The 13,985-nt window shown below is 49.5% G+C and carries 12 protein-coding genes; 11 read left to right on the forward strand and 1 reads right to left on the reverse strand.

What is annotated here, in order from left to right; translation table 11 throughout:
• Positions 1-70: 70 nt before the first annotated feature.
• Positions 71-232: a rubredoxin gene (gene rd / locus NE473_RS08855; RefSeq protein ID WP_006775302.1), complete on the reverse strand. Its 162-nt coding sequence runs from the start codon at positions 230-232 to the stop codon at positions 71-73.
• 161 nt (positions 233-393) lie between these two features.
• Between rd and NE473_RS08860 the strand changes: the two genes are divergently transcribed.
• From NE473_RS08860 to NE473_RS08910, 11 genes are all read left to right on the forward strand, one after another.
• Positions 394-1,515 carry an aldo/keto reductase gene (locus NE473_RS08860; RefSeq protein ID WP_022031511.1) on the forward strand — a complete coding sequence of 374 codons (1,122 nt, stop codon included), beginning with the start codon at positions 394-396 and terminating at the stop codon, positions 1,513-1,515.
• A 101-nt stretch (positions 1,516-1,616) separates the two neighbouring features.
• Positions 1,617-3,113 (forward strand): polyphosphate:AMP phosphotransferase, encoded by a 1,497-nt coding sequence (gene pap / locus NE473_RS08865; protein ID WP_055651344.1) that lies wholly within the window; start codon positions 1,617-1,619, stop codon positions 3,111-3,113.
• Between the two features lie 414 nt (positions 3,114-3,527).
• Positions 3,528-4,781 carry a BaiN/RdsA family NAD(P)/FAD-dependent oxidoreductase gene (locus NE473_RS08870; RefSeq protein WP_022031512.1) on the forward strand — a complete coding sequence of 418 codons (1,254 nt, stop codon included), beginning with the start codon at positions 3,528-3,530 and terminating at the stop codon, positions 4,779-4,781.
• 36 nt (positions 4,782-4,817) lie between these two features.
• Positions 4,818-5,504: a (d)CMP kinase gene (gene cmk, locus NE473_RS08875; protein ID WP_022031513.1), complete on the forward strand. Its 687-nt coding sequence runs from the start codon at positions 4,818-4,820 to the stop codon at positions 5,502-5,504.
• Positions 5,505-5,518: 14 nt separating this feature from the next.
• On the forward strand, positions 5,519-6,370 hold the full coding sequence (ispH, locus tag NE473_RS08880) for a 4-hydroxy-3-methylbut-2-enyl diphosphate reductase (RefSeq protein ID WP_055651343.1): 852 nt from the start codon (positions 5,519-5,521) through the stop codon (positions 6,368-6,370).
• Positions 6,351-7,454 carry a 30S ribosomal protein S1 gene (gene rpsA / locus NE473_RS08885; protein WP_055651342.1) on the forward strand — a complete coding sequence of 368 codons (1,104 nt, stop codon included), beginning with the start codon at positions 6,351-6,353 and terminating at the stop codon, positions 7,452-7,454. The genes ispH and rpsA overlap by 20 nt, the downstream gene beginning before the upstream one ends.
• A 337-nt stretch (positions 7,455-7,791) precedes the next feature.
• A complete protein-coding gene (locus NE473_RS08890) occupies positions 7,792-9,024 on the forward strand; it encodes a PD-(D/E)XK nuclease family transposase (protein ID WP_242866201.1) in 1,233 nt (410 codons plus the stop codon).
• 101 nt (positions 9,025-9,125) lie between these two features.
• Positions 9,126-9,980 (forward strand): AraC family transcriptional regulator, encoded by an 855-nt coding sequence (locus tag NE473_RS08895; protein WP_006775609.1) that lies wholly within the window; start codon positions 9,126-9,128, stop codon positions 9,978-9,980.
• A gap of 122 nt (positions 9,981-10,102) precedes the next feature.
• A complete protein-coding gene (gene xylB / locus NE473_RS08900) occupies positions 10,103-11,626 on the forward strand; it encodes a xylulokinase (RefSeq protein WP_055651340.1) in 1,524 nt (507 codons plus the stop codon).
• A 19-nt stretch (positions 11,627-11,645) separates the two neighbouring features.
• A complete protein-coding gene (locus tag NE473_RS08905; protein WP_022031516.1) occupies positions 11,646-12,269 on the forward strand; it encodes a DUF4867 family protein in 624 nt (207 codons plus the stop codon).
• Positions 12,270-12,329: 60 nt separating this feature from the next.
• Complete coding sequence (locus NE473_RS08910; protein ID WP_006775606.1) at positions 12,330-13,808, forward strand: L-fucose/L-arabinose isomerase family protein; 1,479 nt, start codon at positions 12,330-12,332, stop codon at positions 13,806-13,808.
• The last annotated feature ends 177 nt before the right edge of the window (positions 13,809-13,985 follow it).

Genomic DNA, 13,985 nt, shown 5'->3' on the forward strand with positions numbered 1-13,985 from the left:
AGAAAAACCGGTCCGCACGATGGCTTAAGCGCCTGTGCGGACCGGTTTTCTGTCGTCTTACATGGAATATTTAATCTTCCGGGACAAATACATCTTTTCCCATACCGCAGAGCGGACATACCCAATCCTCCGGAAGATCTTCAAAAGCTGTGCCTGGATCGATTCCGTTATCCGGATCTCCTGCCGCCGGATCATATATGTATCCGCATGGCTCACAAACGTATTTTTTCATAACAGTCACCTCTTTCTTTTGTGGATACCCTATTTTACCAGAAATGTAACTATTTTACAACCGGTACGGGGAAATATCCGGTTACATTCAGAAAATACTTTAGAATGCAGGAAATATGTGGTAAAATAGAACAAAAATATTATACATCAGGGAGGACTAAGATGCAGTATCGTAAGTTTGGAAAGACAGGAATTCAAGTGTCGGCACTGGGGTTTGGAACGATGAGATTGCCCATTCTTCATGACGAGACGGTGGATGAGGAACGCGCCATTGCCATGATCCGTCATGCCATCGATGAGGGCGTGAATTATATCGACACCGCTTATCCATACCACCAGGGAGAGAGCGAGAAGATCGTGGGAAAAGCGCTGGCTGACGGCTACAGGGAGAAAACGTATCTTGCAACCAAATGTCCTGTATGGAAGCTGGAAAAGGCGGAGGATTTTGAGACCCTGCTGGACGAGCAGCTGGAGAAGCTGAATACGGATCATATCGATTTTTATCTGCTTCACGCACTGAGCGGTGAACGCATGGAGGATAAGGTAAAACCATTCGAACTGGTGAAACGGATGGAAAAAGCAAGAGAGGCTGGAAAAATCCGTTATCTTGGATTTTCCTTCCATGATTCATATGAGGTGTTTCAGGATATCATAGATTATTATGATGGATGGGATTTCTGCCAGATTCAGTATAATTACGTTGACATTGATCATCAGGCAGGAAGAAAAGGATTAAAGTACGCCGCTTCCAAAGGTCTTGGAGTTGTGATCATGGAGCCTTTACTGGGCGGCAGGCTGGCCAATCCGGCGCCCCATCTGAAAAAGGTATTTCCGGAGGATAAGTCTCCTGTGGAATATGCGCTGGATTTCCTTTGGGACCAGCCGGAGGTCAGTCTGCTGCTCAGCGGAATGAGCGATGAAAAGCAGGTGGAGGAGAATCTGGAGTATGCGAAAAGAAGCAGCGTGGGTATGGCTGCGGAGCGGGACAAAGAAGTGGTGAAGGAAGCAAAACGCGTCTTTGATTCCATGGCTTTAGTGGGCTGTACCGGCTGCAGATACTGTATGCCGTGTCCTTTTGGACTGGATATTCCGCAGATATTCTCCCTGTACAACATGACGGCCGCCCATCGGGAAGAAGAGGCAAAGGAGGCGTACGCTGCGCTGGAAAAGAAGGCCGGTGACTGCCGCTCCTGCCATCACTGTGAGAAGGAATGTCCGCAGATGATAAAGGTGAGTGAGGTTATGAAGGATATTGCAAAGGTATTCGAAAAGACGGAAGCTTAAGTGAGGCCGTAAAAGAAGCATCCGGGGTATTTAAGAAAACAGAAGCTTAAGAGGTGAAGTCTCCGGCGGCTGGATAAGATGGATTGAAGGAGGAACGGGTTATGCTGGAAAAAATTGATTTATCAAAGAAAATGGATAAAGATACGTATAAGCAGGTCATCGGAGAGCAGAGCGAAAGACTGGGCCTTTTACAGCGGGAACTGAGAACGGCGGGAATTCCCGTCATGATTGTGTTCGAAGGCATGGGTGCAGCCGGAAAAGGAACGCAGATCAACCGGCTGATCCAGGCGCTGGATCCCAGAGGATTCGAGGTCTTTGCCAACAGCAAGGCTACCGAGGAAGAACAGCTGCGCCCGTTCCTGTGGAGATTCTGGACCAAGACGCCGGCCGACGGCCGGATCGCCATCTTTGACCGCAGCTGGTACCGTCAGGTGACGATTGAGCGGTTTGACGGTCAGATCAGGGAGAAGAATCTGCCGGAGGCGTTTCAGGATATCCTGTCGTTCGAGCGCCAGCTGGATGACGGCGGAATGGTAATTATCAAGCTGTTCCTCTATATTTCCCAGGAAGAGCAGAAGAAACGCTTCAAAAAGCTGGAGGATTCTAAGGAGACGTCCTGGCGTGTGACAAAGGATGACTGGAGGAGAAATAAGGAATACAGCCGTTATCTGGAGATCAACGAGGAGATGCTTCAAAAGACCGACACGGAGCGCGCGCCTTGGTCTATCATTGAGGCGACAGACAAGGATTACGCCGCGGCTAAGATCATGACGCTTGTGGCGGACCGTTTCGAGGCGGCTTTGAGAGAAAAAGAGGCTCCGAAGCCGGAAACACCTAAAAATCCTTTGGTGAAGGAAGACAAGTATTTAAACGGTGTGCTTTCGGGTGTGGATCTGACAAAGACTCTGACAAAAGAAGAGTATAAAAAGGAGATCGACCGCCTTCAGAAGCGTCTGGAGTTTCTGCACAGCGAGATTTACCGCCTGAGAATTCCGGTGGTCCTGGGATTTGAGGGCTGGGATGCAGGCGGAAAGGGCGGTGCCATCAAACGGCTCACCAGCCATTTGGATCCCCGGGGATACCGTGTAAATCCGACCGCCTCCCCGAATGATATCGAGAAGGTGCACCATTATCTCTGGCGGTTCTGGAACAACGTTCCGAAGGCGGGCCATATCGCCATCTTTGACCGGACGTGGTACGGACGCGTTATGGTGGAACGGATCGAGGGGTTCTGCTCGGAGGCGGACTGGAAGAGGGCTTATCAGGAGATCAATGAGATGGAGGCCCACATGGCAAATGCCGGAGCCGTAGTCATAAAGTTCTGGCTCCATATCGACAAGGACGAGCAGGAACGCCGTTTTAAGGAACGCCAGGAGAATCCGGCGAAGCAGTGGAAGATTACGGATGAGGACTGGAGAAACCGGGAAAAGTGGGATGAGTACGAGACCGCTGTCAACGAGATGCTGGTGCGTACCTCCACAACGTACGCACCGTGGGTCGTGGTGGAAGGCAACAGCAAGTATTATGCCCGGGTGAAGGTTTTAAGGACGGTGGTTGACGCCCTGGAGGAACGGGTTAAACAGTGCGGCAGGAAATAGCCGCAGATTACAGGGCGTATACTATAACGTCAGCAGTTACAGTTCACTCCCCGCCAGGGGTGCCGCAGTCCGGATCGGCCGGGCCGGTCTCCTCAGTCTTTCCAGTTCCGGTTTCGGGCATAAGAAGTTCTAAATGTGCAGAATTTTTCTAAAAGCCAGGGGAAATGCCCAAACTCGCTGTCGCTCAAACAGGTGGACATTTCCCCTGAACGAAAAATTTTGCGCATTAAGAACTTCTAATCCCCTGCAAAGTCACAGGAAAGACTGAGGAGACCGGCCCGGCCGATCCGGACTGCGGCGCCCCTGGCGGGGAGTGAACTGTAACTGTCAGCAGTCATAATCCTGTGAAATAAAAGGGAACACTTGTGTTTTCCTGCCTTTTAGTGTAAATTAATAGAGAGCAGGAGGCAGAAGATGAAAACAGTAATCATTGTGGGCGGCGGCGCTGCGGGGATGCTGGCAGGAATTGCAGCAGCCAGGAATGGCGGCACCGTCCATATTTTTGAAAAAAATGAAAAGCTGGGGAAAAAGGTCTTTATCACGGGCAAGGGGCGCTGCAATGTGACCAATGCCTGTGACACAGAGGATCTGTTCCGGAATGTGGTGACTAATTCCAAATTCCTTTACAGCAGCTTTTATGGATTTAATAATTTTGATATGATGGCACTCCTGGAAGAGGCGGGCTGCCCGCTGAAGACAGAGAGGGGCAATCGGGTGTTTCCCGTGTCGGACAAGTCCTCGGATGTGATTAAGGCGCTGTCCAAAACGCTGGAGAGACTGGGCGCAGAGGTCCATCTGCATTCCGAGGTCAGGGATCTGCTGATGGAAGAAGGCCGGTGCCGCGGGATTCTGTTGAAAAAGGGCGGCGCAGAGACTAAGGTGTACGGGGATGCGGTGATTGTGGCCTGCGGAGGTCTGTCGTATCCGTCTACGGGATCTACCGGGGACGGATACCGGTTCGCCAGAGAGGCTGGCCACACGGTGACGGAGCTGTCGCCGGCCCTGGTGCCGTTTGTGGTGAAGGAACCTGTGGTGAAGGAACTGCAGGGGCTTTCCCTTAAGAATATCGAGGCGGCGGTGATGCGCGGAAAAAAGGTGATCTACCGGGAGTTCGGAGAGATGCTTTTCACCCATTACGGAGTCAGCGGCCCGGTGCTCTTAAGCGCCAGCAGCCATGCGGTGAAGGAACTGAAGAAAGGGCCGCTTTCTCTCGTCATCGACTTGAAACCCGCACTGTCGGAGGAACAGCTGGATGCGCGGCTGCTCCGTGAATTTGAGGGGATGATCAACAAGCAGTTTAAGAACTCGCTGGTGAACCTTTTCCCATCCAGGCTGGTTCCGGTTATGGTAGAACGGAGCGGAATCCTGCCGGAAAAGAAGGTGAATGAAATCACCAGGGAGGAACGGAAGCAGATCATAAGCGCCACAAAGTCGTTTACACTGACGATTACAGGGCTTCGCGATTACAACGAGGCCATCATTACGCAGGGCGGCATTTCCGTGAAAGAGGTGAATCCCTCGACCATGGAGTCAAAGCTGGTTCCCGGGCTTTACTTTGCCGGGGAGGTGCTTGATTTGGATGCGGTGACAGGAGGCTTCAACCTCCAGATCGCATGGTCCACTGCCTGGACGGCCGGGAGCGAGGCCGCGGCAGGGGAAAAGAGATAACGGGGCACACCCCTTAAGATGAAAGGAGAGGCAACTATGTCGAAGAGTTACAACATCGCGATCGACGGCCCGGCGGGAGCAGGAAAGAGTACCATTGCCAGAGCAGTTTCCGCAAAGCTGGGGTTTGTCTATGTGGATACCGGTGCCATGTACCGGGCTATGGCGCTGTATTTCATACGAAGAGGAATCCGGCCGGATGAGGAAGAAACGGTCTCGGAGGCTGTAAAAGAGGTGGGCGTCACCATTTCCTACGAGGACGGAGCCCAGCAGGTGATATTAAACGGAGAAAATGTGTCCGGCCTGATCCGGACAGAGGCGGTCAGCCAGATGGCCTCCGCATCGTCTGTCTATTTACCGGTCCGCGAGAAGCTGGTGGAGTTGCAGAAGGAACTGGCCAGAAATGAGAATGTGATCATGGACGGCAGGGATATCGGAACGTGCGTGCTTCCGGAGGCGGATCTAAAGATCTATCTGACGGCAAGTACGGCGGTGCGGGCAAAACGCCGCTATGACGAGCTGACTGAAAAGGGCGAGCCCTGCAGTTTAGAGGAGATCGAAAAGGAGATCGAGGAGAGAGATTACCGCGATATGCACAGAGAAAACTCCCCGCTTAAGCAGGCGGAGGATGCGGTTTTAGTTGATACCTCCGATTTAACGATTGACGAGGTAATCGGCGAGATACTTAAGCTGGCGGCAGAAAAAGGGATCGGCCAGAAGAATTAAGGAGACAAAACGTTATGGAAGTGATTGTTGCTAAGACCGCGGGCTTCTGTTTCGGCGTTAAACGCGCCGTGGATAAGGTTTATGAACAGATCAGGCACGCGGGGAAACCGATTTATACCTACGGGCCGATCATCCACAACGAAGAGGTGGTAAAGGATTTGGAGGAAAAGGGCGTACGGGTCATCGAATCCGAGGAGGAGCTGAAAGAACTCCGCGAGGGAATCGTCATCATCCGTTCCCATGGTGTGGGAAAGCATGTATACGATATTCTGGAAGCAAACGGAATCGAGATTGTGGACGCCACCTGCCCGTTTGTGAAGAAGATTCATAAGATCGCACAGGAACAGAATCAGGCGGGAAGCCGTCTGATCATCATTGGAAATGAATCGCATCCGGAGGTGCAGGGTATTAAAGGCTGGGGAAATGATCATACTTTAGTGGTGGAAACACCCGACCAAGTGGACAATTTGCCGCTTTCAGAGGGTGAAAAGCTGTGTATCGTGTCCCAGACGACATTTAATTACAAGAAATTTCAAGATTTAGTTGAAAAATTTTCTAAAACGCGTTATGATATACTTGTTTTAAATACGATTTGCAATGCAACACAGGAGAGACAGGTGGAAGCAAGACGGATAGCTTCAGAAGTGGACGCCATGATCGTGGTTGGTGGGAAGACGAGTTCCAATACCCAGAAGCTGTACGAGATATGCCAAAAGGAATGTAAGAACACTTACTATATCCAGACACTAGGTGATTTAGATCCTGAATGTGTAAGTTCTGTGCGCAGCGTAGGTATTACAGCCGGGGCTTCAACCCCGAATCATATTATCGAGGAGGTTCATACTAATGTCAGAGTTAAGTTTTGAACAAATGTTAGAGGAATCATTAAAAACAATACGTACAGGAGAGATCGTCACAGGTAAAGTCATCGACGTCAAAGAAGATGAAATCGTCTTGAATATAGGTTACAAGTCCGACGGCATCATCCCGCGTAATGAGTACACGGATGACCAGAATTTAGATCTCACGACTGTTGTATCTGTTGGCAATGAGATGGAAGCAAAAGTCATTAAGGTAAACGATGGCGAGGGCCAGGTTGCGTTATCTTACAAGAGACTGGCAGCTGACAGAGGAAACAAGAGACTGGAAGAAGCGTTTGAGAACCATGAAGTTCTTACCGCAAAAGTTGCTGCTGTTCTTGACGGCGGTTTAAGCGTGGTAGTGGAAGGCGCCAGAGTCTTCATTCCGGCAAGCCTGGTATCCGACACATACGAGAAGGATTTATCCAAGTATGCAGACCAGGAGATCGAATTCGTAATTACCGAGTTCAATCCTAAGAGAAGAAGAATTATCGGTGACAGAAAGCAGCTTATGGTTGCCAGAAGAGCCGAGATGCAGAAAGAATTATTTGAGAGAATCCATCCGGGAGATGTCGTAGAAGGAACGATTAAGAACGTAACCGATTTCGGTGCATTCATCGACCTTGGCGGCGCCGATGGTTTACTTCATATTTCCGAGATGAGCTGGGGAAGAGTAGAAAGCCCGAAGAAGGTTTTCAAAGCCGGCGAGAAGATGAGAGTCTTAATCAAGGATATTAACGGCGATAAGATCGCATTAAGCTTAAAGTTCCCGGAGACCAATCCGTGGAAGGATGCCGCTGTGAAGTATGCGGCAGGCAATGTAGTTGTTGGCAGAGTGGCACGTATGACTGATTTCGGCGCTTTCGTTGAGCTGGAGCCAGGCGTAGATGCACTGCTTCATGTATCTCAGATTTCCAGAGATCATGTAGATAAGCCGTCTGATGTATTATCCATCGGCCAGGAGATCGAGGCTAAGGTTGTTGACTTTAATGAAGATGACAGAAAGATCAGCCTGAGCATGAAGGCTCTTCAGATGCAGGATATGGCCCAGGTGGATGAGGATGCACCGGTTTATTCTGACGAGGAATAAGAAACGCGATTATATAATACAAAGTTACGCCGCCCCGCACAGGAACGTTATACAGTCCTGTGTGAGGGCGGCGTTATTTTGTTTTCCCTTTGCTGTAAGCTGAAATTAATACATAAAACAATGGTAAAAAATACTTGAAAATAAGATGAAATCAGAGTATACTAAACATATTCAGGCAGATATCTTCTGCTTCATTGGGGATACACATCTGTGTAATTCTAACCGGTTTATTTATTGGTGGCAAACTGTTCTCAGAACAGTGCGCTGCGAAACCAGTCATGGCCGTATCGGCCATTCATTCATAGCTGAAAGGCAGAAATCCAGGGAGGGAATGCATATGGCACAGGTAAAATCAAATAAGATGCTGACAAGCCAGAAAAAGCAGGAAAGAAAAGGAGGGAAGGAGCGGGAGACATTAAACATACCGACCGGAATAATGCCATTTCCGCTGGAGGAAAGAAGCAGAGAACAGGTGTTAAGTATGCTGAAGAGCAATCCGGAAATATGGGGTGAATTTCAACTCCTGACGAGGGAATTCCGGGAAGAGCTAATCGGCTTTTCCATGGGAAGCCGGGGGTTGAAGATCAGCTATGATCCCTTCTTCAAACTGATTTTTAATCCGGATGTACACAGTGATCGTTTATCTGCCATGCTTTCCTGCATTATGAAGCAGAGAGTGACAGTGAAGCAGGTCTTATCCCCGGAATCCAACCGGATTTCTGCGGAAGGTTCTCTGCTGATTATGGATGTTCTGGCTGAACTTGAGAGCGGAGAATTAGTAAATATTGAAATTCAGCGCATTGGCTACGCTTTTCCGGGAGAGCGTGCCGCCTGTTATTCCTCGGACCTGATGCTTCGGCAGTACAGCCGGATAAAAAGCAGAAAAGAAAGGGGATCTACTTATAAAAAACTTTGGAATGTGTATACCATTGTTTTGATTGAAAACAGCGGCGCAGAATTTCACAAAATCCCCGGGCAGTATATCCACTGTTCCAGTCAGGTGTTTGATACGGGACTGGAGCTTAATTTACTGCAAAAATATATCTTTGTAGCTCTTGATGTTTTCAGGGAAATCACTTACAATTTAGGTGAAGAAATAGAAGCCTGGCTTCTCTTTTTAAGTTCCGACAGGCCGGAGGATATTATGCGGATCATAGAGCGATACCCGGATTTCCGTGAAATTTACGAAGAGATGGCTCAATTTCAGGTAAAACCAGAGGAGTTGGTGGGCATGTATTCAAAAGCATTGGAGATTTTGGACAGAAATACGGTGCAGTATATGATTGAGGAACAGAAACAGGAAATTGAAGGACAGAAGCAGGAGATCGAGGAACAGAAGCAGGAAATTGAGGGACAGAAGCAGGAGATCGAGAAACGGAAGCAGGAGATCGAGGATCGGAAGCAGGAGATCGAGAAACGGAAACAGGAGATTGAGGGACAGAAGCAGGAGATTGAGGCACAGAAGCAGGAGATTAAAGAGCAGAAACAAGAGATAGAGGAACGAAAACGGGAGATCGAGGAACAAAAACAGGAAATTGAACGTTTAAAAAAGCTTTTGGAACAAAGATAAGAGAGTACCCGGAAAGGCAGGCCAACGGATGCAGTGCATGGTCTGCTTTTTCTGTCGAATTCAGTTGAGGACTGTCCGGGGAAAGTGATAAAGGAGAAGAGATGGATTCCAGCCATGAGATGATTATACCGAATGATAATCTGCCGTTTAAGCTGTTTCTCTTTGAGGGCGGAGAGGGAAAGTATAAGAGGGCCAGCCACTGGCACCGGTCGATCGAGATTTTTCTTGTTATGAAGGGAGAAATCGATTTTTATCTCGGGGAGAGGCATTTTTCGATCGGTGAAAAGAATTTTATTATTGTAAATTCCAACGAAGTCCATTCGATTGACGCCCCGCTTCCCAACCGGACGCTGGTTCTTCAAATTCCGGTGCAGACGTTTGAAGTATATTTGCAGGAACAGCCGTACCTCTCATTTTCCAGAAGATCGGGAGAGCAGAATGAAAAGCTGATGGGGCTTGTGATGGAGATGTACCGGACATATGAGAACAAGGCGTATGCATGGGAGCTGAAGGTGAGCGGGCTGTTTGAATTTGTAAAGTATCTGCTTCTGACGGAGTTTAAGGATCAGGCGCAGGCGCCGGATATTATCCGGCAGAAGATCCATTTGGAGAAGCTGTCGGAGATCACAGAGTACATGAAAAATCATTACGACGAACCTCTCTCTCTGGAGAAGGTGGCGGACCGCTTCGGTTTTTCTCCCACGTATCTGTCCAGAATTTTTAAACGGTATGCCAATATCAGCTACCGCGATTATCTGCAGGATTTAAGGGTGGAATATGCGGTGAAGGAGATGGTGCATACGGACCACGAGCTGGGGGATATTGCGGTGAATCACGGGTTTGCAGACAGCAGGGCGTTTGCGAAGGCATTTGCAAAAAGATATGGCTGTCTGCCCAGTGAATACAGAAAAAAACTGAAGGAGGAGCGCGGGGAGAGTTCTGAGGGAAAACGATAGGGAGATTTGAAAAAAGAGCAAGAAAGTGCTATTATGTGGTCAAGTTCCTGCTCACGTAATCCGGTGAAAAACGGTATAATGAAGCTATGGCAAATTGCGTGAAACAGGTAAGGAGGCAGCGAATGGAATATTTGATAGGTATTGATGTGGGGACGTCGGCAACGAAGACCGTGCTGTTCGATAAAAAAGGCAATATTATAGCGTCGGCTTCGAGGGAGTATCCGCTGTATCAGCCTCATAACGGCTGGGCGGAGCAGAAGCCGGAGGACTGGCGGGATGCGGTGATTGCCACCGTGGAAGAAGTAGTGAAAAGAGCCGGCGCTGAGAAGGACGAGGTAAAGGGTGTCGGTATCTCGGGTCAGATGCACGGACTCGTCATGCTTGATGAAGATGGGGAAGTGATCCGCCCCTCCATTATCTGGTGTGACCAGAGGACCGGGGAAGAAGTGGAAGAAATGCTTAAAATCATGCCGCGGGAGCGCTGGATTGAGATTACGGCCAATCCGCCTCTGACTGGCTGGACGGCGGCAAAGATCTTATGGGTGAGAAATCACGAGCCGGAAAATTATGAGCGTTGTAAACACATCCTGCTTCCCAAGGATTATATCCGTTACATACTGACCGGTGTGTTTGCAACGGAGGTGTCGGATGCCAGCGGCATGCAGCTCCTCGATGTGCCGAATCGCTGCTGGTCAGACGAGGTGCTGGAAAAGCTGAATATTGATAAGAGCCTTCTCGGCAAAGTCTATGAGTCCTGTGAGGTTACGGGAACGGTTCTGCCGGATATTGCGGAGAAAACGGGACTTTCCACCGGGACAAAGGTAGTGGGAGGCGCGGGTGATAATGCGGCTGCGGCTGTCGGTACCGGAGTGGTAAAGGATGGGACGGCATTTACTACGATTGGAACGTCAGGAGTCGTGTTTGCTCACAGCAGTCAGGTGACGATCGATCCCCTGGGACGTGTTCACACGTGCTGCGCAGCAGTTCCGGGGACGTGGCATGTTATGGGCGTTACGCAGGCAGCCGGTCTCTCCTTAAAGTGGTTTAAAGATAATTTCTGCCAGGATTATGTGGAAGAGGCTGAGAGAGAGGGCGTGGATGTCTATGACCTGATCAACCGTGATATTGCACAGATACCGGTCGGCAGTGATAAGCTGATTTATCTTCCCTATCTGATGGGAGAGAGGACACCCCATCTGGATCCGGACTGCCGCGGCGTGTTCTTCGGACTCTCTGCGATTCATACGAAGGCACATATGCTGCGCGCCGTGATGGAGGGGGTCTCCTATTCGCTGTCTGACTGCAATGACATCTTAAAGGAGATGGGCATCGACGTTGACAGCATGATGGCCTGCGGCGGCGGCGGTAAGAGTCCTGTCTGGAGACAGATGCTGGCAGATCTGTATGACTGCGGCGTGAATACGGTGAGACAGACGGAGGGACCGGCGCTCGGTGTAGCGATTCTGGCGGGAGTCGGATGCGGGATCTATGAAAGCGTGGAGGCGGCCTGTGATGAACTGATTACTGAGGCGCAGAGCACAGATGCTGATCAGGATGCAGCCGGCAAATACAAGAAATACCACGAACTTTACAAAGAGCTTTACGGGGACTTGAAGGACAGCTATAAAAAGCTTGCGGCATTATAAGAAGAGGAGGACGCGTGAAATGGGAATGCAGATCAAGGACATTTCAGACAAAGCATTTTCGGCTTATGGAAAGGTGATTACCGGTGTAGACACAGAGGGGATTTTAAAAGAGATGGAGAGGACTCCCCTCCCGGACGATGTGATCTACGTACCGTCAGTTCCGGAACTGGAAGCACTTCCCGAGGCGGAGATCATCAAAAATAATGTGTATGGGGAACTTCCGATTCAGATCGGTTACTGCAACGGACACAACAAGAAATTAAACGCCGTGGAATACCACAGAAACTCCGAGATTAATATTGCGGTGACGGATTTAATCCTGATCATCGGAAAGCAACAGGATATTGAGGCAGATTACACGTACGATACTTCTCTGATGGAAGCTTTTCTGGTGCCGGCGGGAACTGTAATTGAAGTCTACGGAACCACGCTTCACTACGCACCCTGTCACGTGGAAGACGGAGGCTTCCGGTGTGTGGTTGTCCTGCCAAAGGGAACCAACACGGATATGGAGCCGCTGGAGATCAAAAACAAAGAGGATGAGCTGCTCTTTGCAAGAAACAAGTGGCTGATCGGGCATGAAGAGGGCGGACTCCCTGAGAATGCGTATATCGGCCTGAAGGGCGAAAACCTCAGCATTTGAGATGGCTGCACAGGCAGACAGAGGAAAAAATAAATAGAAAGAATCAGGAGGAAGATACATATGAACAACATACCAGAAGTAAAAGTAGGAATTGTAGCGGTCAGCAGGGACTGTTTCCCGGAATCCTTATCCGTTAACAGAAGAAAGGCGCTCGTAGAGGCTTATGCAGCCAAATACGATGTGAAAAATATCTATGAATGTCCGGTCTGCATCGTGGAGAGCGAGATTCACATGGTACAGGCATTGGAGGACGTTAAGGCGGCAGGCTGTAATGCACTGGTCGTTTACCTTGGCAACTTTGGACCGGAAATTTCCGAGACGCTGCTTGCAAAGCATTTTGATGGACCGAGCATGTTCATCGCGGCAGCAGAGGAGAGCGGCGACAACTTAACACAGGGACGCGGTGATGCCTACTGCGGTATGTTAAATGCAAGCTATAACTTAAGGCTGCGGAATATTAAGGCATACATTCCGGAATACCCGGTAGGAACGGCAGAGGAATGCGCGGATATGATCGAAGAATTCCTTCCGATTGCCAGAACCCTGGTTGGATTATCCAGCTTAAAGATCATAAGCTTTGGGCCGCGTCCTCTTAATTTCCTGGCCTGCAACGCCCCGATCAAACAGCTTTACAATCTGGGTGTGGAGATTGAGGAGAACTCCGAGCTGGATTTATTTGAAGCGTTCAATAAACATGCAGATGATCCGAGAATCGCCGATGTGATGAAGGACATGGAGAAGGAACTGGGCGAAGGCAACTTAAAGCCGGAGATTTTACCAAAACTGGCTCAGTATGAGCTCACACTTCTTGACTGGGTCGAGGAACACAGGGGCTACCGCAAGTACGTTGCGATTGCAGGCAAATGCTGGCCGGCATTCCAGACACAGTTCGGCTTCGTTCCCTGCTATGTCAACAGCCGTCTGACCGGCATGGGAATTCCTGTATCCTGTGAAGTGGATATTTACGGCGCACTGAGTGAGTTTATCGGAACCTGCGTAAGCCAGGATGCGGTAACACTTTTAGATATTAACAATACAGTACCGGATGATATGTACGACGGCGACATCAAGGGCAAATTCAACTATACGCACAAGGATACTTTTATGGGATTCCACTGCGGCAATACATGCTCCAGAAAGCTTTCCGCATGTTCCATGAAGTATCAGATGATCATGGCGAGAGCGCTTCCTGAGGAGGTAACACAGGGGACGTTAGAGGGAGATATCCTTCCTGGAGACATCACCTTCTTCCGCTTACAGAGTACTGCGGATTGTCAGCTTCGCGCCTATGTTGCACAGGGGGAGGTTCTTCCGGTTGCCACACGTTCCTTCGGTTCCATCGGCGTCTTTGCAATTCCGGAGATGGGCAGATTCTACCGCCATGTTCTGATCGAGAAGAATTATCCGCACCACGGAGCAGTGGCGTTCGGCCATTTTGGAAAGGCATTATTTGAAGTGTTTAAATACCTTGGCGTGGAAGATATCGGATTCAACCAGCCGAAGGGCATGCTTTATCCGTCTGAGAATCCATTTGCATAATGGATCTTACCGGTTAAGGTGAGTAAAGGAAGACAGCAGGAGGACTGCGCAGTTGTAAGCGTGATCCTTCTGCTGTCTTTATATGTAATAGAACCAGGCGTCCGAAAACCGTGCGTCTGTATGAGTCCGGGCCTGTCAGATTCTCTGTTTTATCATCAGAGAGGATCTCTGCGGTGG

It is taken from the genome of Hungatella sp. SL.1.14, assembly GCF_024460495.1.
In the GTDB taxonomy this organism is placed as follows: domain Bacteria; phylum Bacillota; class Clostridia; order Lachnospirales; family Lachnospiraceae; genus Hungatella; species Hungatella hathewayi.

Excerpts from the sequence above, each read along its gene's own strand:
- NE473_RS08905 (WP_022031516.1), top strand. The coding sequence starts at position 11,646 with ATGGGAATGCAGATCAAGGACATTTCAGACAAAGCATTTTCGGCTTAT.
- NE473_RS08870 (WP_022031512.1), top strand. The coding sequence starts at position 3,528 with ATGAAAACAGTAATCATTGTGGGCGGCGGCGCTGCGGGGATGCTGGCA.
- xylB (WP_055651340.1), top strand. The coding sequence starts at position 10,103 with ATGGAATATTTGATAGGTATTGATGTGGGGACGTCGGCAACGAAGACC.
- rpsA (WP_055651342.1), top strand. The coding sequence starts at position 6,351 with ATGTCAGAGTTAAGTTTTGAACAAATGTTAGAGGAATCATTAAAAACA.
- cmk (WP_022031513.1), top strand. The coding sequence starts at position 4,818 with ATGTCGAAGAGTTACAACATCGCGATCGACGGCCCGGCGGGAGCAGGA.
- rd (WP_006775302.1), bottom strand. The coding sequence starts at position 232 with ATGAAAAAATACGTTTGTGAGCCATGCGGATACATATATGATCCGGCG.
- NE473_RS08890 (WP_242866201.1), top strand. The coding sequence starts at position 7,792 with ATGGCACAGGTAAAATCAAATAAGATGCTGACAAGCCAGAAAAAGCAG.
- ispH (WP_055651343.1), top strand. The coding sequence starts at position 5,519 with ATGGAAGTGATTGTTGCTAAGACCGCGGGCTTCTGTTTCGGCGTTAAA.
- NE473_RS08860 (WP_022031511.1), top strand. The coding sequence starts at position 394 with ATGCAGTATCGTAAGTTTGGAAAGACAGGAATTCAAGTGTCGGCACTG.
- NE473_RS08895 (WP_006775609.1), top strand. The coding sequence starts at position 9,126 with ATGGATTCCAGCCATGAGATGATTATACCGAATGATAATCTGCCGTTT.
- NE473_RS08910 (WP_006775606.1), top strand. The coding sequence starts at position 12,330 with ATGAACAACATACCAGAAGTAAAAGTAGGAATTGTAGCGGTCAGCAGG.
- pap (WP_055651344.1), top strand. The coding sequence starts at position 1,617 with ATGCTGGAAAAAATTGATTTATCAAAGAAAATGGATAAAGATACGTAT.